Genomic DNA, 20,519 nt, shown 5'->3' on the forward strand with positions numbered 1-20,519 from the left:
CATGCAAATCGTTTCCTGTCCCAGCTGCGGCGCGGAGGTCAAATTCCGCTCGCACGCCTCGGTCATGGCCGTGTGCGAGTACTGCAACACCCGCGTGCTGAAGGATGCGGACGCGGTCAAGGACCTGGGCAAGATCTCCTCGGTGCTGGAGGACTATTCGCCGCTGCAGATCGGCGCCTCCGGAGTGCTGGGCGGGCGCGCGTTCACCGTCATCGGCCGCATCCAGTTGCGCTATTCGGCCGGCATGTGGAACGAGTGGTATCTGCTGTTGGACGACGGCGCCACTTCCTGGCTGGGCGATTCGTCCGGCCTGTACACCGTCACCACGGCGCGTGCAACGCCGCCGCCGCTGCCGGCCTTCGGCGACCTGCAGGCCGGCGAGACGGTGCGCGTGGGCGGCGAACGGCTGATGGTGTCCGAAGTGCGCGTGGCCGACTGCATAGGCGGCCAGGGCGAGCTGCCGTTCAAAGTGGGCGAAGGCTGGCAGGCCAGGGTGGCCGACTTCCGGCGCGGCGCCAGCTTCGTCACGCTCGATTATTCGGACGGCGAGGAGCCGGTGGTGTACACCGGCGTCTCGGTCACGCTGGAAGCCATGCAATGCCAGCTGCTGCGCGACGAGGACGCGATTGAACGCAGCGCCGGCCGCTATCGCGGCAAGCTGTCCGCGCTGGACTGCCCCGCCTGCGGCAGCGCCATCAACTACCTGCCCGGCCAGACCGCCAACCTGCTGTGCCCCGCCTGCCATGCGCAGATCGACGCGGCCAGCCCCAAGGCGCTGGTGCTGGCGGCCGGCGAACAGGTGGACGCCATGCGCCCCACCCTGCCGCTGGGCGCCGAGGCCGACATCAACAAGCAGCGCTGGCGCGTGATCGGCTTCATGCTGCGCGAGGACGATGAGGGCGCGCGCTGGACCGAGTACCTGATCTCCAGCCCGCGCGCGGGATTCAGCTGGCTGGTGGAGACGGACGAAGGCTGGTGGCGCGCCGGCGTGCTGCCCGAATGGCCGGCATGGGAGGGCACCGGCGCGGACAGCGTGGTGCTGGACAAGGTCAAATTCGGCAAGCTGTACGACTACGGCGCCACCGTGGTGTACGCGGCGGGCGCCTTCAACTGGCGCGTGCAGGTGGGCGACCATACCCACGTGTATGAGTTCGAACACGGCCAGACCCGGCTGGCGGCGGAACTGAGCGGCGAGGAGCTGACCTGGTCGCGCTCGACCCGCGTGGCCACCGACCAGATCAACGCCTGGTTCGGGCTCAAGATCAAGGGCAAGCCGCCCGGCGCGCCGCCGCAGAAAGGCCGTTACGCCGCCGCTGCCAAAAAATTCATCATGGTGATGCTGGCCGTGAACGCGATTCCGCTGCTGGTGAACTTCGGCGGTTCGCTGGTCTTCAACCTGCTCGGCGCGCTGGCCATCTACCTGCCGGCGCTGTTCCTGGACTCCATCGATAAAGGGGACAAGTCTTGAACCGCTATCTGATTTACGCGCTGCTGGTGTTCACCATGACCAGCTGCAGCAGCTGGGCGCGCATGTTCGGCTCGTCCAGCTCCGGCTATAGCGGTGGCGGCTCGGGCTGGAGTTCGCACACCGGCGGCGGCGGCGGCAGCTACGGCGGCGGTTCGGGCGGCGGCGGAGGCCACAAGTGAGCGAGGCCGGCGCGCACACCGTGCACCTGGCGGCCGGCAGCCATTTGCTGGCCGACCTGTCCGGCATCGAGGCCGGCCGCCTGGGCGACTGCGACGAGCTGGAGGCCCTGCTGCGCTCGGCGGCGGCGGCGGCCGGCGCGCGCGTGCTGCACAGCCATTTCCACGGTTTTGGCGCCGGCATGGGCGTAACCGGGGTGGTTTTGCTCGCCGAATCCCACATTTCCATCCATACCTGGCCGGAAAACGGCTTTGCGGCTGTGGATATCTTCATGTGCGGCGCCAGCCAGCCGCAGACCGCGCTGGGCGTGATCCAGGCGGCGCTGGCCCCGCATTCCTGCGTGCTGCACACGGTGCGCCGCGCCGCCGCGCCCGCGTGACGGGCAGTTTTAAATAAGATGCAATAATAGGCCTTTTTTCCACTAGGAAACTCAAATGGCCTATCAATTCTGGACTGCGGCTGCTACCGCAGCGCTCCTGCTGAGCGCCTGCGGCGGCGGCACGTCCGACACCGCCGCGGCCCCGGCGGCCAAGCTGCGCCAAGGCGGCGCCGCGGCCGGCGCGGCGGCGGCCAGCACGCTGACCATCTACGGTCCCAGCACCAATTACAGCATCACGCAGCAGAACGGTGTCTACACGGTGACCCACCTGGCAGGCATCGAGCCGGCACGCACTTTGGCGGACGGCAGCCGCATCCACTTCAGCGACACCAGCATCGCGCTCGACACCGGCGGCGTGCCGGGCCAGGTGTACCGCATCTACCAGGCCGCGTTCAACCGCACGCCGGACGCCGCCGGCCTGGGCTACTGGATGAGCCAGATGGACCAGGGCGCCAGCCAGATCGACGTGGCCTCCGCCTTCATCCGCAGCGGCGAATTCATCGCACTGTACGGCGCCGATCCCGACCCGCAAAGCCTGGTCTCCAAGATCTATTTCAACGTGCTGCACCGCGCCCCGGAAAAGGCCGGCCTGGACTACTGGGTCGGCGTGCTGCGCGCGGGCGCCGCGCGCGGCGACGTGCTGTCGGCCATCGCGCAGAGCCAGGAGAACCAGGATCTGCTGGCGCCCGCCATGGCGAGCGGCATCCGCTACACCGCGTCCTACCCGAGCAGCATCTCGCTGCTGGCCGGCGACGGCGTGTCGGCGGGCGATGAGGACGGCACGCTGGGTTCGGCGCGCTTCATCGGCCTGACGGCGCTGGGCGCCGACGCGGCCGGCAATATCGCCTTGGTGGACGGCAACCGCATCCGCAAGTTCAGCACGCAAAGCGGCATCAGCACGGTCGCCGGCGACACGGCACGGGGCTATGCGGAAGGGACCGGCAGCGCCGCGCGCTTCGCCATCCCGGCCGACGTGGAACTGGACGCGGCGGGCAATATGTACGTCAGCGACGCGCAAAACAAAGCCATCCGCAAAATCACGCCTGCCGGCGTGGTCACCACGCTGGCAGGCGGCGTGGCCTCCGCCCAGCCGGTGGACGGCCCGGGTGCGCAGGCGCGCTTCACCGGCCCGGGCGCCATGGAAGTGGCGCCGGACGGCACGGTATTCGTGCTGTCCGGGCACGCCCTGCGCAAGATCACGCCGCAGGGCGTGGTCTCCACGCTGGCCGGCGCCGAGCTCGAATCCGGCATCAGCGACGGCCAGGGAAGCGCCGCGCGCTTCTCCTATCCGAAAGGCATTGCGCTGGACAGCGCCGGCAACCTCTACGTGGCCGACTCCGGCAACTACACGATACGCAAAGTCACGCCGGCCGGCCAGGTCAGCACGATCATGGGCCTGGCGGGCCAGCGCGGCCGCAACGACGGCAGCCGCAGTGAAGCGCGCCTGTTCCTACCGTGGTCGGTGGCCGTGGCCGGCGACGGCACGGTTTACGTCGCCGAGCTGAACGGCGGCGCGCTGCGCAAGATGACGCCGGACGGCCAGGTCACCACCCCGGTCGCCCGTCCCCTTGGCGCGGGCGAATTCGACGTTTCCCCGCAGGTGGACGGCCCGCTGGACCAGGCCCGCGTGACCAGCATCTCCGACCTGGTGCTGGACGCTGCCGGCAACCTGACCTTCATCGACGTCAACCTGGTGCGCAAGATCAGCAACGGCGTGCTCACCACGCTGACCGGCACCGCGCGCGAGACCATCAGCGTCAACGGTACGTCCCGGCAAGCACGCTTCCGCGACATCTCGGCCCTGCAGCCGGACAAGAAGGGCAATGTCTACGTGGCCGACAGCTACAGCGCGGTGCGCAAGATCGCGGCCGACGGCACAGTCAGCACCGTGGCCGGCGGGCTGAACCAGCTTGGCAAGCTGGATGGACCTGCCGACAGCGCCAGCTTCTACTTTGTGATGGGCCTGGCGCTTGATCCGTCCGACAATCTGTACGTGTCCGACTGGAGTTACAAAGTGCGCAAGATCACGCCCGCCGGCATGGTCAGCACCCACAGCGGCACCGGCACCGCCGGTAAACTGGACGGCGCGGGCGGCAGCATAGGCCAGACGCGCGGCCTGGTCTGGAACACCGGAACCGGGACGCTGGCCCTGGCCGACACCAGCAACCACATGCTGCGCGAAGTCAAAGGCAGCACGCTGTCGACCATACTCGCCTATCCCGAGCCGGAACTCGGCCCGACGCTGGACACGCCGACCGACGTGGCCGTGGTTGGCAAGGACTATTACATCGTCGACCAGCGCAGCAGCGAGGTCCGCCGCGTGGCGGCGGGCGGCCGCAGCCAGCTGTTTGCCGGCGCCACCAACGTGCCCGGCTATGCGGACGGCAAAGGCAATGCAGCGCGCTTTAACAGCCCGACCGGCATCGCCGCCGACAGCCAGGGCAATCTGTACGTGGCCGACACCGGCAACCACGTGATCCGCAAGATCACGCCGGACGGCACCGTCAGCACGGTGGCTGGCGCTTTCGGCCGCGTCGGCCTGCGGACAGGCAGCCTGCCGGGCGGCCTGTACTACCCGCGCGTCATTCGCCTGATCGATGATAAAACGCTGGTGGTCGACTCCGACCGCAACGTGGTCAAGATCGCACTGCCATAACAGCGCCCCGGCGCCGCCTTTCCAGGGCGGCGCCGATTGACCAGGCAAGCCTGCCGTGCCACACTGGCACTTCCCATCACCGCCACAGGAGAAAACCATGCGCCACGTTGACATTGCCCTCCTGCCGGCCGCCTGATCTTCCACCGCCCTCCTTTGCTTTAACCGAGCTGGTGTTGCGCCGCGCCTGATCGCGTGCCGGCCTATCCCTGATTTTTCGCGCCTCCGCGTTTTGCGGATGGCTGTGCTCGCGCGCGCCGCGAGCGGCCTCGAATACAGGAACACCACTCATCATGATCGAATTCAATTTCGAAATTTTACGCCGCATCGGATTTAATCAATTCACCGCCGGCCAATTGGCCGGGCTGGAACCCGCTGCAGAAGGCGCCCGCCTGATGCGCTTGACGGAAGTCCAGCGCGACTGGTTTACCGTCCACGACGGCAAGGCCGAATATCAAGCCCGCGCCCTGCCGCGATTAATCTCACAGCGCATACTGGCTGTCGGCGACTGGCTCGTTGTGGAAAACAATAGCCATCATGAGCTGTGGATAAGCCAGCACTTACCCCCAGCCAACCACATTTCCCGGCTTTCAGCCGACGGCAAGCGGCAAGCCATCGCCAGCAATATCGATACAGTGCTGTTGGTAATGGGGATGGATCATGATTTTAATCTCCGCCGCTTGGAGCGTTATATTGCGGTTGTGCAATCAGCCGGAATATTTCCGGTAATTGTATTGACCAAGGCGGATATAACCGAAAACGCTGAACAGCACCTAAATAATATAAACCAGCGGTTTCTCGCCCATATTCCAGTGGTGTGCATCAATGCATTAAGCCGGAATTCAATAAGCGAACTGGCTCCATGGCTGGGCGCCGGCCAGACCTTATGCCTGCTCGGCTCATCGGGAGCAGGAAAATCCACACTCACCAATACATTAAGCGCTGCGCACCAGGAAACGGGGAGTATTAGAAAAGGCGATGGCAGAGGACGCCATACCACTACGGCCCGCTCCTTGCATTCATGCGCCGACGGCACGTGCATTATCGATACGCCCGGATTGCGCACGTGGCGGCCGGATGCGGATGAAGAAACTCTGGCCTCCGTATTCAGCGATATCGAATTGCTCGCCGCCGCTTGCCAGTTTCGCGATTGCCGCCACGAATCTGAACCGGGCTGCGCCGTGCGGGGGAATGTCCATGCCGACCGGCTATTGAATTATCACAAGCTGCTGCGCGACGCCCAGCGCGGCCAGCAAACGCCGCTGGAGCGCATTGCTGAAAAAGCGAAGTGGAAAGTATTAAACAAAGCTGGCACCGCCCGCAGCCGCGACAAGCGGAACTAAACGGGCTGGGGGCGGTTTTCCGCCCCTTTTTTGCCCCTTTTCGCCCCTTTCCATGCCAGCTTCTGGCTTGATCGTGCTTGAATTGTGCACGCTGGGCACGGCACGCTTGAATGCGCGCCGCAATGCGCCTACGCTGTGGAGATCAACTCAGCTTGGGGAGGCAGCGATGGCTTTATTGAAAGTTGGGCAAATTGCGATGTCGGTGTCCGATGCGGACCGGGCCGAACAGTTTTATGGAGAAACGCTGGGATTACATAAACTCTACCGTTTTGGCGAGCTGGTGTTTTTCAGCTGCGATGGCATACGTTTGATGCTGGAGGGCACAAGCCGAAAGATCGAACCTGCGCAAGGAACATGTATTTACTTTACGGTGAAAGACATAGACGCGGTGACGGACAAGTTGAAATCGAAATCCGTTCCTTTCGATGGAACGCCGCATTTAGTAGCCAAGATGTCGGATCACGAATTATGGATGGCGTTTTTCCGCGATCCGGACGGCCATTTATTGGCTTTAATGGAGGAAAAGCGCTGATTTCTGCTACCATGCGGGTAGTTCAAACATTTACCGGTATCGCTAATGCGCCGCTACGCTCCACTACCCCTGCTATTTGCCCTTGCCGCTTGCGGCGATAACTACACGCCTGTCGATTTGTACCAGGCCAAAACACCGGACTGCAAGAATTGGGCGGATGAGTCGCGCTTTGATCTGCCCAAGGGTATTTTCGTGACGGCGACTGCGCCGGCGGCGCTGCCGGAAGGCGGGGTGGAGATAGGTTTGGTATATATGCTGCCCAGAAATACGCAAGCACAATTCGCCAGCCGGGCATTCAAGATATCCCAGCCCAAAGGTGCTCCGCTGGCGACGGCTGAAATCGCCAGCATTTACCAGCGCGGCACCAGTGCGCGACCGGAAATAGTAGAGGTCATTAAGGAAATGCCGGTGCTGATGGTGGCCACCGCGACGTCGGACGCCACGCAATTCCGGTTCAGGCTGCAATTCAAAGGCAAGCTGCCGGATCGCTTCGATTTCACGCCACCGGTCATGGTGATTAACCGCGACCGGTATCCGGTGCGTACCTTTACTTACCGTTATTTCGAAGACCGTAAAGCCTACGGCATGTGTTCCTGAGCGCTTCGGACAGCCGCGCTTTGCTTAGTCCGCAAACTCGAGCAGTTGCTGCGGACGCTCGCCATTGATGGCCTGATCCAGCCATTGCTGCAGTAGTTCCGGGGCGGCTGCATCGATCTTTGCGGCCACTTCCTGTGCCAGCGGCCCGGCCTGCCGTTCCAGCAAACTGTTTGCCATGCATGATGCGTACCTCCTCCAGCGTGCTGTCTGCAGCTATGCTGCAAGCGTCCCTGCTTGAACAAGTCCTGATACAGCAGACCTATATAAACTTGCATACGCTCGGCCATGCGGCGGTCCGGCTGGGACTGGAATTCGAGCACGAGATAGAAATCGTCTTCGCCACCAGGCGCTTGAACGTGCCACACCATATCATCGTGTCGCTGACGGCCGCTGTCGCTGGCATAACTGGCGTTGATACGCTCGCAGGCCTGTGTTTTCAGCCGCCGGGACTAGCGATGCGGCAAACATAGGGCCAGCAACTCGCACACCAGTTCCGGATGGGAGAATAACTGCTTGTAACCCGTGTCATGGTCGAACCGCATCCGGAAATTGTAACGTCGGTCCGCTCGGCCGCAGCGCCTCCGGGCATGGACAATTTGATCTGCCTCAATAGCGTGGCGTACTTGTTATGGCGCCTGTTATGGCGTCTGCAGTTGGACGCTGGCGGGGGCTGCTTGCCGCTTCAGTTCACCGATGGCGGCCTTGATCAGCGGCCGCGCCTGCGCGCAGCTCAGGCTGGCAAGCTGGGATGGAGTGCGGGCCTTGCCGATTTCCTGGGCCACCAGATAGCCCAGCATATAGCCGCGCCGGGGCGGCAAGCCGTCCACGCTGGCGCCGTTCATGTGGAACAGGCTGCCAAGCTGCTTGTCGTCGCCGCTGTCGAGCACCTGCTCCAGTTGCGCCAGGCTGGCATAAAGCTGGCCCCGGATGCGGGCGGCGCTGCCTTCCGGCAGGTCGAGCAGCATTTCGCGGTCGTTCGCCTGCGGGTTCAGTACCTTGGAGACATAGGTGGCCAGGCCTTCGGTCCACAGGCGCTGCCACAGCACGCTGTCGTCGCAATCGGGCGCCTGCGCCTGGTGATGGACGTGGAACAGCTCATGGTGGAAGAAGGCGGCCTCGTCGCCGTTGCCGTGGTAGCGCACCATGCCGTCGGCGCCGAAGACCAGGTAACGCCGGCCGCCGAGTTCGCGCGGGCCGCCGTCCATTTCTCCCAGCGCATGGAGGAAGTAAGTGGTCACTTCGGGCTTGAAGTCCGGAAACGCGGCGGTGAAGGTTGCGATATGGCGGGGCAAGTCGGCGTCGAACTGGCTCACCTTGTCCAGATAGGCCTGCCGCTGCTTGCCGAACACCGCGATATTCCGGCGGATGATTTCGTCGTGCTCGGCTTCGGTGCGGCTGCCGGCATAGCGCGTCACGCTGTAAAACTCCGGAAACTTGGCGCCCACCTGTGTCTTGAAGGCCTGCACGCGCTCGGCCTCGGGCCAGCCCTGCGTGCCGTCCCAGAACGCGACAAACTCGCGCGCCAGGCTGTGCACTTCCATTCTGGGCGCCACTGGCGCATCGGCCGCATGGCAAGACAAGGGAGGCAGGCGATCCAGGATGGCTTCATATGAACATTTCTAGTTTGAAATGTGCATTTTGCCAGAAAAGCAATATCCGGAAAATAAAAAAGGCAGCCGAAGCTGCCTTTTTAGCGTCTGCAGGCCGAACTTAGTGCTTGGCGCGCAGTTTGGCGATGGCGGCCAGCTGGCCGATCGCGGAGGCCAGCTCGGCTTGCGCTTTCGCGTAGTCGATGCTGCCGGTGTTGTTGGCCAGCGCTTCTTCCGCCAGTTTCTTGGCGGCCGAGGCCTTGGCTTCATCCAGGTCTGCACCACGGATCGCGGTGTCAGCCAGTACCGTAACGGCGTTCGGCTGCACTTCCAGCAGGCCGCCGGCGACGAAGACGAACTCTTCTTCCGCCTTGCCTGCTACCTTGATGCGTACCGCGCCTGGACGAATACGGGTGATCAGCGGGGTGTGCTTGGGATAGATACCCAGCTCGCCCTGCTCGCCCGGCAACGCGACGAATTCGGCTTCGCCGGAGAAGATCTGCTCTTCCGCGGAAACCACGTCTACGTGTATGGTATTTGCCATGTCTGTCCTATCGGGATGGTGACGGCCCCGCCTTGCGGCGGGGCCGAAGCAAACTCAGCGATTAGCCGAGTTTTTTGGCTTTTTCGATTGCTTCTTCGATCGTGCCGACCATGTAGAACGCTTGCTCCGGCAGGTGATCCAGTTCGCCCGATGCGATCATCTTGAAGCCTTTGATCGTGTCTTTCAGCGAAACGTATTTACCTGGGGAACCGGTGAACACTTCAGCAACGTGGAATGGCTGCGACAGGAAACGCTGCATCTTACGAGCGCGCGATACCAGCAGCTTGTCTTCCGGCGCCAGTTCGTCCATGCCCAGAATCGCGATAATGTCGCGCAGTTCCTTGTAGCGCTGCAGGGTGCCCTGTACGGCACGCGCGGTGTCGTAGTGGTCCTGGCCCACAACCAGCGGGTCCAGCTGGCGCGAGGTCGAATCCAGTGGATCCACTGCAGGGTAGATACCCAGCGAAGCGATGTCACGGGACAGAACAACGGTCGAATCCAGGTGACCGAAGGTGGTCGCTGGCGACGGGTCGGTCAAGTCATCCGCTGGAACGTACACGGCCTGGATCGAGGTGATCGAACCGGTCTTGGTGGACGTAATACGCTCTTGCAGACGGCCCATTTCTTCGGCCAGGGTAGGCTGGTAGCCCACTGCGGAAGGCATACGGCCCAGCAGTGCGGATACTTCGGTACCGGCCAGGGTGAAGCGGTAGATGTTGTCCACGAAGAACAGAACGTCCTTGCCTTCGTCACGGAACGCTTCCGCCATGGTCAGGCCGGTCAGCGCGACGCGCAGACGGTTGCCTGGTGGTTCGTTCATCTGGCCGTAGACCATCGCTACCTTGGAGTTTTCCGGGTTTTCCAGGTCCACTACCTTGGCATCGGCCATCTCGTGGTAGAAGTCGTTACCTTCGCGGGTACGCTCGCCCACGCCGGCAAACACGGACAGACCCGAGTGAGCTTTGGCGATGTTGTTGATCAGTTCCATCATGTTCACGGTCTTGCCCACACCTGCACCGCCGAACAGACCGACTTTACCGCCTTTGGCGAACGGGCATACCAGGTCGATCACCTTGATGCCGGTTTCCAGCAGGTCTTGCGATGGCGACAGTTCGTCGTACGCAGGGGCCGTGCGGTGGATCGAAGCGATCTGGTCATGGGCCACTGGGCCGCATTCGTCGATCGGGTTGCCCAGCACGTCCATGATGCGGCCCAGGGTGGCTTTGCCAACTGGAACCATGATTGGTTTGCCGGTGTTCTGGATCATCATGCCGCGGCGCAGGCCGTCGGACGAACCCAGAGCAATGGTACGGACCACGCCGTCGCCCAGCTGTTGTTGTACTTCCAGGGTCAGCTCGGAGCCTTCCATTTTCAAGGCATCAAATACCTTAGGCATCGCGTTGCGTGGAAACTCTACGTCCACCACAGCGCCGATACACTGAACGATTTTGCCATCAGCCATGTTCGTTCCTTCTATATTTAGTTGTTTCGTTAAACCGCAGCCGCACCGGCAACGATTTCGGAGAGTTCTTTGGTAATCGCAGCCTGACGCGTCTTGTTATAGATCAGCTTCAGTTCACCGATGACGCTACCTGCGTTGTCGCTGGCGGCTTTCATCGCCACCATGCGGGCCGATTGCTCGGACGCCAGGTTTTCCGCCACCGCCTGGTATACCAGCGCTTCTACATAGCGCTCCAGCAGTTCATCGATCACGGTTTGCGCATCCGGCTCGTAGATGTAGTCCCACTTGTGGCTACCCTTGTCGGCCTTGATGTTGTCCGCCGTCAGCGGCAGCAGCTGCTGCACTTGCGGCTCTTGCTTCATCGTGTTGATGAACTTGGTATAGCACAGGTACACTGCGTCGAGCTTGCCTTCAGTGAACTTCTCGAGCATGACCTTGACAGGTCCGATCAATTTGTCCAGATGCGGCGTGTCGCCGATCTGCGTTGCTTGCGCAACGACAGGAACGCCAACCCGATTCAAGAACCCCAAACCTTTGTTACCGATGGCGACCGCCTCAACCTTGACGCCGGCCGTTTCCAGCTCGCGCGTTTTCGCCGTCACCATGCGCAGCACGTTGGTGTTCAGGCCACCGCACAGACCCTTGTCGGTCGTGACGATGATGAAACCCACTGCTTTCGCTTCGGTTCCCTGGGCTTGCGCCAGGAACGGGTGCGTGTATTCAGGGTTGGCGCTCGCCAGATTAGCGGCGATATTACGAACCTTGTCACTGTAGGGACGGGCGGCGCGCATGCGATCCTGCGCCTTGCGCATTTTCGATGCGGCGACCATTTCCATCGCCTTGGTGATCTTTTTCGTATTCTCTACGCTTTTGATCTTGCCACGTATCTCTTTGCCTACTGCCATGAGTCCTTACTCCTTCTGCGCTGAGGGCGGTTCGCGGCCTGAGCCGGAACCGCCGTGCCGCTTAAAATGCGCCGGATTTCTTGAAATCAGCAATGGCGGCCGACAGGGCAGCTTCGCCGTCTTTGTCCAGTTGCTTGGTTTCTTCGATCTTGGCCAGCAGAGCAGCTTGCTTGGTCTTCAGGTAGGCGTGCAGGCCGGCTTCGAATGGCAGTACTTTCTTCACTGCCACGTCGTCCAGGAAGCCCTTGTTCACTGCGAACAGGGATGCGCCCATCAGGGAAATCGACAGCGGCGAGTACTGAGCCTGCTTCAGCAGTTCGGTCACGCGTGCGCCGCGGTCCAGCTGTTTGCGGGTCGATTCGTCCAGGTCGGAAGCGAACTGCGCGAACGCAGCCAGTTCACGGTACTGCGCCAAGTCGGTACGGATACCGCCGGACAGGTTTTTGATGACCTTGGTCTGGGCGGCGCCACCAACGCGCGATACCGAGATACCTGCGTTAATTGCAGGACGGATACCGGAGTTGAACAGCGAGGTTTCCAGGAAGATCTGGCCGTCGGTAATCGAAATCACGTTGGTTGGCACGAACGCCGAAACGTCGCCAGCCTGGGTTTCAATAATTGGCAGCGCGGTCAGCGAACCGGTCTTGCCCTTGACGGCGCCGCCGGTGAAGGCTTCGACGTAGTCGGCGTTCACGCGTGCTGCGCGTTCCAGCAGGCGGCTGTGCAGGTAGAACACGTCGCCCGGGTAGGCTTCGCGGCCTGGTGGGCGGCGCAGCAGCAGGGAGATCTGACGGTAGGCAACAGCTTGCTTGGACAGGTCATCGTACACGATCAGGGCGTCTTCGCCGCGGTCGCGGAAGTATTCGCCCATGGTGCAGCCGGAGTACGCCGAGATGTACTGCATGGCGGCCGATTCGGACGCGGTGGCAGCGACAACAATGGTGTATTCCATCGCGCCGTGCGTTTCCAGCGAGCGCACGATGTTCTTGATGGTGGAAGCTTTTTGGCCGATTGCAACGTAGATGCAAGTCATGCCCTGGCCTTTTTGGTTGATGATCGCATCAACCGCCACCGCCGACTTACCAGTCTGGCGGTCGCCAATGATCAGCTCACGCTGGCCACGGCCGATAGGCACCATCGCGTCGATCGACTTCAGGCCGGTCTGCATAGGCTGCGACACGGATTCGCGGGCGATCACGCCCGGAGCGATCTTTTCGATAGGCGAGGTCAGCTTGGCATCGACCGGACCTTTGCCGTCGATAGGCTGGCCCAGGGCGTTGACCACGCGGCCGCGCAGTTCAGGACCGACTGGCACTTCCAGGATGCGGCCGGTGCACTTGACCGTGTCGCCTTCCGAGATGTGCTCGTAAGCACCCAGAATCACGGCGCCGACCGAGTCGCGCTCCAGATTCATCGCCAGGCCAAAGGTATTGCCTGGGAATTCCAGCATCTCGCCTTGCATTACGTCCGACAGACCGTGGATGCGGCAGATACCATCGGCTACGGAAATCACCGTGCCTTGATTGCGCACTTCAGCGCCGCCATCAATGCCTTGGATCCGGCTCTTGATCAGCTCGCTGATTTCAGATGGGTTGAGTTGCATACTAACTCCTAAATGTAGTTCTCTCCGCTTGCGCGAGGGTATATTTGGTCTGCCGTAGCTGCCTGCGGGTCTTAAGCGACCAGCGCGACACGCATCTGCTGCAGCTTGGCGCGGACCGAAGTGTCGAGCACTTCGTCACCGACTACCACGCGCACGCCACCGATCAACGATGGGTCTACGGTTACGCTCGGGTTGAGCTTGCGGCTGAATTTCTTTTCCAGCGTGGCGATCAGCTCGGAAACCTGGGCGGCGCTCATGTCGAACGCGCTGGTGATCTCGGCATCCGCCGCACCTTCCGCACTGTTTTTCAACAGCTGGAATTGGGCGCCGATTTCCGGCAGCAATTCGAGACGGCCGTTGGCGACCAGCATGACGAGGAAGTTATTGGCTTCCGCATTCAGCGGCGTTTTCAGCAGCGACTGGATGGTGGCGGCGACATCGCTTTCCGAAACTTTCGGATTGCGGGCATAGTCCAGCACTTCGGCGTTGCCGCCGATCTGGGCCAGTTCGGACACCAGATCGGACCACTGCGCGAGGTTGCCGGCTTGGGCTACGCGAAAGAGGGCTTCCGCGTAGGGACGGGCGACGGTTGCGAGTTCAGCCATGATTACAGCTCAGTCGCGAGGCGGGCCAGCAGGTCGGCGTGGGCCGACGCGGTGACTTCGCGCTTCAGGATCTGCTCGGCGCCTTTGACCGCCAGGTCGGCTACCTGGGCGCGCAGTGCTTCGCGGGCTTGGGTAACTTGCTGGTCGGCTTCCGCTTTGGCTTGCGCAATAATGCGGTCCGCTTCGGCTTTGGCGTTGGCCTTGATTTCTTCGGCAACCAGTTGCGCACGCTTTTCCGCGTCCGAGACGCGCTGGGCAGCTTCGTCACGGGCGGAGGACAGGGCTTCGGCGGCGCGCTTTTCAGCGATTTCCATCGAAGCCTTGCCTTGGTCGGCCGCGGCCAGACCATCGGCGATACGCTTGGCACGCTCGTCCAGCGTTGCATTCAACGCTGGGAATACGAATTTCATCGAGAACCATACGAGCACCCCGAAGGTGATCATCTGGCCGATGAGCGACATATTAATGTCCATACCTTGCTCCTAAAAAGTTTCCCCGCTTGGAGCGAAGATTAGTGAGCAGCCAGAACAGCGGTCAGGAATGGGTTGTTGAACGTGAACAGCAGAGCAACACCAACACCGATCATCGAGATCGCATCCAGCAGACCAGCGATAACGAACAGCTTGGTTTGCAGTTGTGGCATCAGTTCAGGTTGACGTGCCGACGCTTCCAGGAATTTGCCGCCCAGAATGGCGAAGCCCAGTGCGGTGCCGATAGCGGCCAGACCAACGATGATAGCCACGGCCAGAACGGTCATACCTTGTACTTGTGCGATCAGAGCTTGCATGTAATTCTCCTAATTTAAAAAAAACGAAAGATACTAAAAAAACAAATATAAAGTTGCTGATTAGTGCTTCTCAACCGCGAGGGCCAGATACACAACCGTCAACGCCATAAACACAAAAGCTTGCAGAGTTACAATCAGAATGTGGAAGATTGCCCATGGACCACCCAACAGCCACTGCGCCCACCAAGGCAACAACGCGATCAGAATGAAAATCAGTTCGCCGGCGTACATATTGCCGAACAGTCGCAGTGCCAGCGAAATTGGCTTGGCCACCAGCTCAATCATTTGGAACACAAAATTGACCGGCGCCAGCACGATGGCCATGGCGCCATGCGCGTGGAACGGCGCGGTGAACAGTTCCTTGGTCCAGCCGCCGACGCCCTTGGCCTTGATGGAGAAGGCGATAATGCACAGCAGCACCGAGAACGACATGCCGAAGGTGTGGTTCACGTCGGCGGTCGGCACCACGCGCAGCTTGTAGACGCCGAAGAATTCCAGCACTTTCGGCAGCAGGTCAACCGGCAGGAAGTCCATTGCGTTCATCAGCCAGACCCAGACGAAGATGGTGATGGCCAGCGGCGCGATCACATTGCTCTTGGCGTGGAAGGCCGAGTTGACGGTGTCGTTGACCAGTTCCATGACCCATTCAACGAAGTTCTGCAGCTTGCCCGGCACGCCGGCGGTGGCGCGCTTGGAGGCCATGTAGAAGATGCCCAGGAACACCAGGCCCAGAAGCGCCGAAACCCAGAACGTGTCCAGGTTGATGGTGTTGTCCGCATTGCGCAGGTGCGACAAGTGGTGCTGAATATATTCTGTGGCGTTAGCCGGAGCCGCGTGGCCCCCGTGTTCAGTGGTCATAATGTTTGTCAGATTTTGTTAATTAAACTGCTAGCAGTGCGAACCAGTATGCGAGGGTCGCCACCGCGAAACCTATGATCAGCCATAACCAAGCGGCCGTCGGAAACAGCACCAGCGCGGCAATAAACAGCGCTGCCGTGATAAAAACCTTCGTCATTTCAGCGCGGAAGTGCCGCTGAAACGCTTTTTTCGCGTCATTCGTTCCGCCCGCGACGATGATCGCGTACACCAGGCTCCCGATGACTGCGATCATTCCGCCCAAAGCGGCAGACCAGCCTCTCTCAACGCTGCCAAAGTAAGCCGTGGCGGCGGAAAAAAACGTGGCGATTGTGAACTGCAAGGCAACAACTTTAAACACGGGGGAGGCAATGTTCTGCGTAAAATCACTCACTTGCCAGGTTCCCAGAGAAAGCGTATACACCTAAAGACACGGGATTATATTAGGATTTGCTTAGTTTGGTCAAACATGGTGCGCCGCAGCATGGCTGTTTGAGCAAGAAAGATACGGTTTTGGGGGAGATGCACCAAGATGGCGCACGCCTCCCCCTGGGCGTCAGCCGCGCAGCCGGCTCAGCAGACCGTCGAGCACGTCCAGGTCGGCGAAATCGATCACCATCTGGCCGCGGCCCTTGCTGCCCATCTTGAAGACCACCGGCGTGGCCAGCAGGTCGGCCAGCTCTTCCTCCAGGCGCAGGATGTCGCCGGATTTTTCCTTCTGCTTGCGCTCGGACTGTTCGGATTGCTCCTCCTGCGCCCGCTGCACCAGCTTTTCCGTCTCGCGCACCGACAGGCGTTTCGCCACGACAACATTTGCCAGCGTGATCTGGGTGGCGGCATCGACCGCCAGCAGGGCGCGCGCGTGGCCCATGTCGATATCGCCGGCCATCAGCATGGTCTGCACCGGCGCCGCCAGGTTAATCAGCCTGAGCAGATTGGACACGGCGCTGCGCGAGCGGCCGACGGCGGTGGCCGCCTGCTCGTGGGTGAAGTCGAATTCCGAGATCAGGCGCGAGATGCCCTGCGCCTCCTCCAGCGGATTCAAATCCTCGCGCTGCATGTTCTCGATCAGCGCCATGGCGGCGGCGGTCTTGTCGTCCACCTCGCGCACCAGCACCGGCACCTGCTCCAGTCCGGCCAGCTGGGCCGCGCGGAAACGGCGCTCGCCGGCGATGATTTCATATTTCACAAGACCGGACTTGTCCTTGCCGACCGGACGCACCAGGATGGGCTGCATGATGCCCTGGGTCTTGATCGAGGCGGCCAGCTCGGCGAGGCCGCCCTCGTCCATGCGGGTGCGCGGCTGGTATTTGCCCGCTTGCATTTGTGCCACCGCCAGCTCGCTCGGCGCGCTGCCGTTCGATGCCGGGTTGGAGGGATCGCCGTCGCCGCCCAGCAGGGCGTCCAGGCCGCGTCCCAGGCCTTTCAGTTTCTTGGTTGCCATTTTGATTAATCCGTCCGGTTACATCTTCTTGATACGCTTGACCATCTCCGCGCCGAAGGCGATATAGGCTTGCGCGCCCTTGGAGGATGGATCGAAGGTCACGCCCGGCATGCCATACGACGGCGCTTCAGCCAGGCGCACGTTGCGCGGGATGATGGTCTTGAAGACCTTGTCGCCGAAGTGCTGCTCCAGCTGCGCCGACACCTGCTGCGACAGCGTCATGCGCGGATCGAACATCACGCGCAGCAGGCCTATGATCTTCAGGTCCGGGTTCAGGTTGGCGTGCACCTTCTTGATGGTGTTCACCAGGTCGGACAGGCCTTCCAGCGCGTAGTACTCGCACTGCATGGGAATGATCACGCCGTGCGCGGCGCACAGGCCGTTCAGCGTCAGCATGGACAGCGCGGGCGGGCAGTCGATCAGGATGAAGTCGTACTCCTTGTCGACCGCGGCCAGCGCGTCCTTCAGGCGGCGCTCGCGGTTGTCCAGCTCCACCATCTCCACTTCAGCGCCGGCCAGCTCGCGGTTGGACGGCAGCACGTCGAAGCGCCCCGCTTCCGAACGCTGGCGCGCCGTGGCCACGTCGGTCTGGCCCAGCAGCACCTCATAGGTCGAGGCGGTCAGCCCGGCCTTGTTCACGCCGGCGCCCATGGTGGCGTTGCCCTGCGGGTCCAGGTCCACCAGCAGCACGCGCTGGTTCAGTTTGGCCAGTCCGGCGGAGAGGTTGACCGTGGTGGTGGTCTTGCCCACGCCGCCCTTTTGATTCGCTACACAAAAAATTTTGGCCATGTATTCTTCTTATGCTGTTTTCATTATATATCGTTTATACGGTATAAATCGTTTATTTTGTTTATTTCATTTATACGGTATAAATGGTTTATACCGTATAAATTATTAAGCCTTGTTGATGAAAACCAGGTGGCGCTCCGCCTCCAGCCCCGGCACTTTCAGGGCCTGCAGCCGTTCCACTTTCCACGGCTCCGGCAGGCGCTCGCGCTCGTCCTGCGGCGCCGTGCCTTTCAGCGCGATGAAGCGGCCGCCCTCGGCCAGCAGATGCCCGGACCAGTTCACGAAGTCGCTCAGGTCGGCGAAGGCGCGCGAGGTAATCACGTCGAAGGGCTGCTTCACTTCCAGTTCCTGCACCTTCTTGGTGTACACCGTCACGTTGGCCAGTCCCAGCTCCGCCTTCACCTGCGTCAGGAAGGCGGTTTTCTTGTGCACCGTATCGATCATGGACAGCTTCATGTCCGGCTTCGAGATCGCCAGCACCACGCCCGGCAAACCGCCGCCCGCGCCCACGTCCAGCACGTTCTGCGCGCCCTGGAAGGCTGGCACGGCGGCCAGCGAGTCCAGCAAATGCAGCGTCATCATCTGCATCGGATCGCGCACCGAGGTCAGGTTGTAGACGCTGTTCCACTTGTTCAGCAGCGCCAGGTAATCCAGCAGCTGCTCCTGCTGCGCGGCGGACAGGTTCAAACCCAGTTCCGCCTCGCCCTGCTTCAACACTTCGGCCAATGCTGCACGGTCGAATACCTTCATTGCACAGCCTCATCTTTCAAGTTCACGAAACCGCCGAAACCGGTCTTTTTCAGGTGCACCAGCAGCAGCGAAATCGCCGCCGGCGTCACGCCCGAGATGCGCGAGGCCTGGCCCAGGGTTTCCGGGCGCTGCGCGTGCAGCTTCTGGCGCACCTCCACCGACAGCGCGGTGATCTCCAGATAGTTGAAACCTTCCGGCAGTTTCAGGTTTTCATAGTGCTCGTGGCGCTCCACTTCCTTGCTCTGGCGGTCGATATAGCCCGAATATTTGAGCTGGATTTCCACCTGTTCCTGCACCGCCGCGTCGTCCACGCCAGGGCCGGCCAGGGACTGCCCTTCCATGCCCGACATGGTCATCAGCTTGTCATAGGCCACGCCCGGACGGCGCAGCAGATCGGCCAGCGAATACTCGCGTTCGATGGCCTGGCCGATCACGCGTTCGGACTCGTCCGCCGCCAGGATGCGCGGGTTCACCCACGTGGAACGCAGGCGCTCCAGCTCGCGCGCCACGGCTTCGCGCTTGCGGTCGAAGGCTTCCCACTGCGCGTCGCCGACCACGCCCAGCTTGCGGCCGATCTCGGTCAAACGCATGTCCGCATTGTCCTCGCGCAGGCTCAAACGGTACTCGGCGCGGCTGGTGAACATGCGGTACGGCTCCTGCACGCCCTGCGTGACCAGGTCGTCCACCAGCACGCCCAGGTAGGCTTCCGAACGCGCCGGGGTCCAGGACTCCTTGCCCTGGGTCTGCAGCGCGGCGTTGATGCCGGCCAGCATGCCCTGCGCGGCGGCTTCCTCGTAGCCCGTGGTGCCATTGATCTGGCCCGCGAAATACAGGCCGCCCACGGCCTTGGTTTCCAGCGAGGCCTTCAGGCCGCGCGGGTCGAAATAGTCGTATTCGATGGCGTAGCCGGGACGCAGGATGTGGGCGTTTTCCATACCCTTCATCGAGCGCACCAGTTCAATCTGCACGTCGAATGGCAGGCTGGTGGAGATGCCGTTCGGGTAGAACTCGTTGGTGGTCAGGCCTTCCGGTTCCAGGAAAATCTGGTGCGATTCCTTGGACGAGAAGCGGTGGATCTTGTCCTCGATGGACGGGCAATAGCGCGGCCCCACCCCTTCGATGACGCCGGTGTACATCGGGCTGCGGTCCAGGCCGGCGCGGATGATATCGTGCGTTTTGGTGTTGGTGTGCGTCACCCAGCACGGCATCTGGCGCGGGTGCATGGCGGTGTTGCCCATGACGGAAAACACCGGCACCGGATCCAGGTCGCCCGGCTGTTCGGTCATGGCCGACAGGTCGATGCTGCGGCCGTCGATGCGCGGCGGCGTGCCGGTTTTCAGGCGGCCCTGCGGCAGCTTCAGCTCCTTCAGACGGGCCGACAGCGAGATCGCAGGCGGGTCGCCGGCGCGGCCAGCCGAGTAGTTTTGCAGGCCGACGTGGATCTTCCCGTCCAGGAAAGTACCGGCGGTCAGCACCACGGCCGGGGCCAGGAACTTCAGGCCGATCTGGGTGACGGCGCCGACCACGCGGTCGCCCTCCACCATCAGATCGTCCACGGCCTGCTGGAACAGCCACAGATTGGGCTGGTTTTCCAGGCGCGAGCGGATGGCCTGCTTGTACAGAATGCGGTCGGCCTGGGCGCGGGTGGCGCGCACGGCAGGGCCCTTGGAGGAATTCAGAATGCGGAACTGGATGCCCGACTCGTCCGTGGCGATCGCCATGGCGCCGCCCATCGCGTCGACTTCTTTGACCAGGTGGCCTTTGCCGATGCCGCCGATGGATGGGTTGCACGACATCTGGCCCAGCGTCTCTATGTTATGCGTGAGCAAGAGCGTCTTCTGGCCCATGCGGGCTGAAGCGAGGGCCGCCTCGGTGCCGGCATGACCGCCGCCGACAACGATGACGTCGAATTGAGTAGGAAATAACATTTTGGTAATGGAGTAAATGCGAGGGATGAGACCAGATTATAGAGTCTTTTTGCTGCTGCGACTTTTTTAGGCAAAAATTTAGCCGTGGAATGGGCCATTGTTTCACGTG

General features: G+C 61.8%; 22 protein-coding genes and 1 pseudogene. 7 read left to right on the top strand and 16 right to left on the bottom strand.

What is annotated here, in order from left to right:
• Position 1: 1 nt before the first annotated feature.
• The 7 genes from AC07S4_RS18415 to AC07S4_RS18445 all read left to right on the top strand — a co-directional run bounded on the left by AC07S4_RS18415 (position 2) and on the right by AC07S4_RS18445 (position 7,149).
• The gene (locus tag AC07S4_RS18415) at positions 2-1,468 is read left to right on the top strand and encodes a DUF4178 domain-containing protein (RefSeq protein ID WP_494988038.1); all 1,467 of its coding nucleotides are present in this window, start codon (positions 2-4) and stop codon (positions 1,466-1,468) included.
• Positions 1,465-1,647: a hypothetical protein gene (locus AC07S4_RS18420; protein ID WP_494988039.1), complete on the top strand. Its 183-nt coding sequence runs from the start codon at positions 1,465-1,467 to the stop codon at positions 1,645-1,647. The genes AC07S4_RS18415 and AC07S4_RS18420 overlap by 4 nt, the downstream gene beginning before the upstream one ends.
• Positions 1,644-2,024 (top strand): adenosylmethionine decarboxylase, encoded by a 381-nt coding sequence (speD, locus tag AC07S4_RS18425; protein ID WP_494988040.1) that lies wholly within the window; start codon positions 1,644-1,646, stop codon positions 2,022-2,024. Before AC07S4_RS18420 ends, speD begins: the two co-directional genes overlap by 4 nt.
• A gap of 55 nt (positions 2,025-2,079) precedes the next feature.
• Positions 2,080-4,680, top strand: a complete 2,601-nt coding sequence (locus tag AC07S4_RS18430; protein WP_494988041.1) for an NHL domain-containing protein — start codon at positions 2,080-2,082, stop codon at positions 4,678-4,680.
• Between the two features lie 290 nt (positions 4,681-4,970).
• Positions 4,971-6,020: a ribosome small subunit-dependent GTPase A gene (rsgA, locus tag AC07S4_RS18435; protein WP_494988042.1), complete on the top strand. Its 1,050-nt coding sequence runs from the start codon at positions 4,971-4,973 to the stop codon at positions 6,018-6,020.
• Positions 6,021-6,072: 52 nt separating this feature from the next.
• Complete coding sequence (locus AC07S4_RS18440) at positions 6,073-6,552, top strand: VOC family protein (RefSeq protein ID WP_494988043.1); 480 nt, start codon at positions 6,073-6,075, stop codon at positions 6,550-6,552.
• A gap of 45 nt (positions 6,553-6,597) precedes the next feature.
• A complete protein-coding gene (locus AC07S4_RS18445) occupies positions 6,598-7,149 on the top strand; it encodes a hypothetical protein (RefSeq protein WP_494988044.1) in 552 nt (183 codons plus the stop codon).
• 24 nt (positions 7,150-7,173) lie between these two features.
• Here AC07S4_RS18445 and AC07S4_RS18450 read toward each other — a convergent pair whose 3' ends face one another.
• From AC07S4_RS18450 to mnmG, 16 genes and pseudogenes are all read right to left on the bottom strand, one after another.
• A complete protein-coding gene (locus AC07S4_RS18450; protein WP_494988263.1) occupies positions 7,174-7,326 on the bottom strand; it encodes a hypothetical protein in 153 nt (50 codons plus the stop codon).
• 113 nt (positions 7,327-7,439) lie between these two features.
• Positions 7,440-7,517 (bottom strand): annotated as a pseudogene (locus tag AC07S4_RS18455) (hypothetical protein); the annotation flags it as partial.
• A gap of 270 nt (positions 7,518-7,787) precedes the next feature.
• Positions 7,788-8,690 carry a hypothetical protein gene (locus AC07S4_RS18460; protein WP_494988045.1) on the bottom strand — a complete coding sequence of 301 codons (903 nt, stop codon included), beginning with the start codon at positions 8,688-8,690 and terminating at the stop codon, positions 7,788-7,790.
• 169 nt (positions 8,691-8,859) lie between these two features.
• Entirely contained in the window at positions 8,860-9,282 is a 423-nt protein-coding gene (locus AC07S4_RS18465; protein ID WP_161070241.1) for a F0F1 ATP synthase subunit epsilon, read from the bottom strand.
• 61 nt (positions 9,283-9,343) lie between these two features.
• On the bottom strand, positions 9,344-10,744 hold the full coding sequence (gene atpD, locus AC07S4_RS18470; protein WP_161070242.1) for a F0F1 ATP synthase subunit beta: 1,401 nt from the start codon (positions 10,742-10,744) through the stop codon (positions 9,344-9,346).
• Positions 10,745-10,773: 29 nt separating this feature from the next.
• Complete coding sequence (gene atpG, locus AC07S4_RS18475; protein ID WP_161070243.1) at positions 10,774-11,649, bottom strand: F0F1 ATP synthase subunit gamma; 876 nt, start codon at positions 11,647-11,649, stop codon at positions 10,774-10,776.
• 61 nt (positions 11,650-11,710) lie between these two features.
• Complete coding sequence (gene atpA / locus AC07S4_RS18480) at positions 11,711-13,252, bottom strand: F0F1 ATP synthase subunit alpha (protein WP_161070244.1); 1,542 nt, start codon at positions 13,250-13,252, stop codon at positions 11,711-11,713.
• Positions 13,253-13,323: 71 nt separating this feature from the next.
• The gene (locus AC07S4_RS18485) at positions 13,324-13,857 is read right to left on the bottom strand and encodes a F0F1 ATP synthase subunit delta (protein WP_494988046.1); all 534 of its coding nucleotides are present in this window, start codon (positions 13,855-13,857) and stop codon (positions 13,324-13,326) included.
• A 2-nt stretch (positions 13,858-13,859) separates the two neighbouring features.
• Positions 13,860-14,330 (bottom strand): F0F1 ATP synthase subunit B, encoded by a 471-nt coding sequence (locus AC07S4_RS18490; RefSeq protein ID WP_161070246.1) that lies wholly within the window; start codon positions 14,328-14,330, stop codon positions 13,860-13,862.
• Positions 14,331-14,368: 38 nt separating this feature from the next.
• A complete protein-coding gene (gene atpE / locus AC07S4_RS18495; protein ID WP_161070247.1) occupies positions 14,369-14,644 on the bottom strand; it encodes a F0F1 ATP synthase subunit C in 276 nt (91 codons plus the stop codon).
• Positions 14,645-14,704: 60 nt separating this feature from the next.
• A complete protein-coding gene (gene atpB, locus AC07S4_RS18500; RefSeq protein ID WP_494988047.1) occupies positions 14,705-15,502 on the bottom strand; it encodes a F0F1 ATP synthase subunit A in 798 nt (265 codons plus the stop codon).
• Positions 15,503-15,524: 22 nt separating this feature from the next.
• Positions 15,525-15,893 carry an ATP synthase subunit I gene (locus AC07S4_RS18505; RefSeq protein WP_494988048.1) on the bottom strand — a complete coding sequence of 123 codons (369 nt, stop codon included), beginning with the start codon at positions 15,891-15,893 and terminating at the stop codon, positions 15,525-15,527.
• Positions 15,894-16,055: 162 nt separating this feature from the next.
• Positions 16,056-16,943, bottom strand: coding sequence for a ParB/RepB/Spo0J family partition protein (locus AC07S4_RS18510; RefSeq protein WP_494988049.1), 888 nt, complete (start codon positions 16,941-16,943; stop codon positions 16,056-16,058).
• A gap of 18 nt (positions 16,944-16,961) precedes the next feature.
• Entirely contained in the window at positions 16,962-17,732 is a 771-nt protein-coding gene (locus AC07S4_RS18515; protein ID WP_161070250.1) for a ParA family protein, read from the bottom strand.
• 105 nt (positions 17,733-17,837) lie between these two features.
• Positions 17,838-18,482 (bottom strand): 16S rRNA (guanine(527)-N(7))-methyltransferase RsmG, encoded by a 645-nt coding sequence (rsmG, locus tag AC07S4_RS18520; RefSeq protein ID WP_494988050.1) that lies wholly within the window; start codon positions 18,480-18,482, stop codon positions 17,838-17,840.
• Positions 18,479-20,410: a tRNA uridine-5-carboxymethylaminomethyl(34) synthesis enzyme MnmG gene (mnmG, locus tag AC07S4_RS18525; RefSeq protein WP_494988051.1), complete on the bottom strand. Its 1,932-nt coding sequence runs from the start codon at positions 20,408-20,410 to the stop codon at positions 18,479-18,481. The genes rsmG and mnmG overlap by 4 nt, the downstream gene beginning before the upstream one ends.
• Positions 20,411-20,519: the final 109 nt, after the last annotated feature.

The organism is Pseudoduganella sp. GW821-FHT05F09, from assembly GCF_059419605.1.

Bases quoted from the DNA above. Each gene is read 5' to 3' on its own strand.
- AC07S4_RS18415 (WP_494988038.1), top strand. From the start codon at position 2: ATGCAAATCGTTTCCTGTCCCAGCTGCGGCGCGGAGGTCAAATTCCGC.
- AC07S4_RS18430 (WP_494988041.1), top strand. From the start codon at position 2,080: ATGGCCTATCAATTCTGGACTGCGGCTGCTACCGCAGCGCTCCTGCTG.
- rsgA (WP_494988042.1), top strand. From the start codon at position 4,971: ATGATCGAATTCAATTTCGAAATTTTACGCCGCATCGGATTTAATCAA.
- AC07S4_RS18440 (WP_494988043.1), top strand. From the start codon at position 6,073: ATGCCAGCTTCTGGCTTGATCGTGCTTGAATTGTGCACGCTGGGCACG.
- AC07S4_RS18445 (WP_494988044.1), top strand. From the start codon at position 6,598: ATGCGCCGCTACGCTCCACTACCCCTGCTATTTGCCCTTGCCGCTTGC.
- AC07S4_RS18450 (WP_494988263.1), bottom strand. From the start codon at position 7,326: ATGGCAAACAGTTTGCTGGAACGGCAGGCCGGGCCGCTGGCACAGGAA.
- AC07S4_RS18460 (WP_494988045.1), bottom strand. From the start codon at position 8,690: ATGGAAGTGCACAGCCTGGCGCGCGAGTTTGTCGCGTTCTGGGACGGC.
- AC07S4_RS18465 (WP_161070241.1), bottom strand. From the start codon at position 9,282: ATGGCAAATACCATACACGTAGACGTGGTTTCCGCGGAAGAGCAGATC.
- atpD (WP_161070242.1), bottom strand. From the start codon at position 10,744: ATGGCTGATGGCAAAATCGTTCAGTGTATCGGCGCTGTGGTGGACGTA.
- atpG (WP_161070243.1), bottom strand. From the start codon at position 11,649: ATGGCAGTAGGCAAAGAGATACGTGGCAAGATCAAAAGCGTAGAGAAT.
- atpA (WP_161070244.1), bottom strand. From the start codon at position 13,252: ATGCAACTCAACCCATCTGAAATCAGCGAGCTGATCAAGAGCCGGATC.
- AC07S4_RS18485 (WP_494988046.1), bottom strand. From the start codon at position 13,857: ATGGCTGAACTCGCAACCGTCGCCCGTCCCTACGCGGAAGCCCTCTTT.
- AC07S4_RS18490 (WP_161070246.1), bottom strand. From the start codon at position 14,330: ATGGACATTAATATGTCGCTCATCGGCCAGATGATCACCTTCGGGGTG.
- atpE (WP_161070247.1), bottom strand. From the start codon at position 14,644: ATGCAAGCTCTGATCGCACAAGTACAAGGTATGACCGTTCTGGCCGTG.
- atpB (WP_494988047.1), bottom strand. From the start codon at position 15,502: ATGACCACTGAACACGGGGGCCACGCGGCTCCGGCTAACGCCACAGAA.
- AC07S4_RS18510 (WP_494988049.1), bottom strand. From the start codon at position 16,943: ATGGCAACCAAGAAACTGAAAGGCCTGGGACGCGGCCTGGACGCCCTG.
- AC07S4_RS18515 (WP_161070250.1), bottom strand. From the start codon at position 17,732: ATGGCCAAAATTTTTTGTGTAGCGAATCAAAAGGGCGGCGTGGGCAAG.
- rsmG (WP_494988050.1), bottom strand. From the start codon at position 18,482: ATGAAGGTATTCGACCGTGCAGCATTGGCCGAAGTGTTGAAGCAGGGC.
- mnmG (WP_494988051.1), bottom strand. From the start codon at position 20,410: ATGTTATTTCCTACTCAATTCGACGTCATCGTTGTCGGCGGCGGTCAT.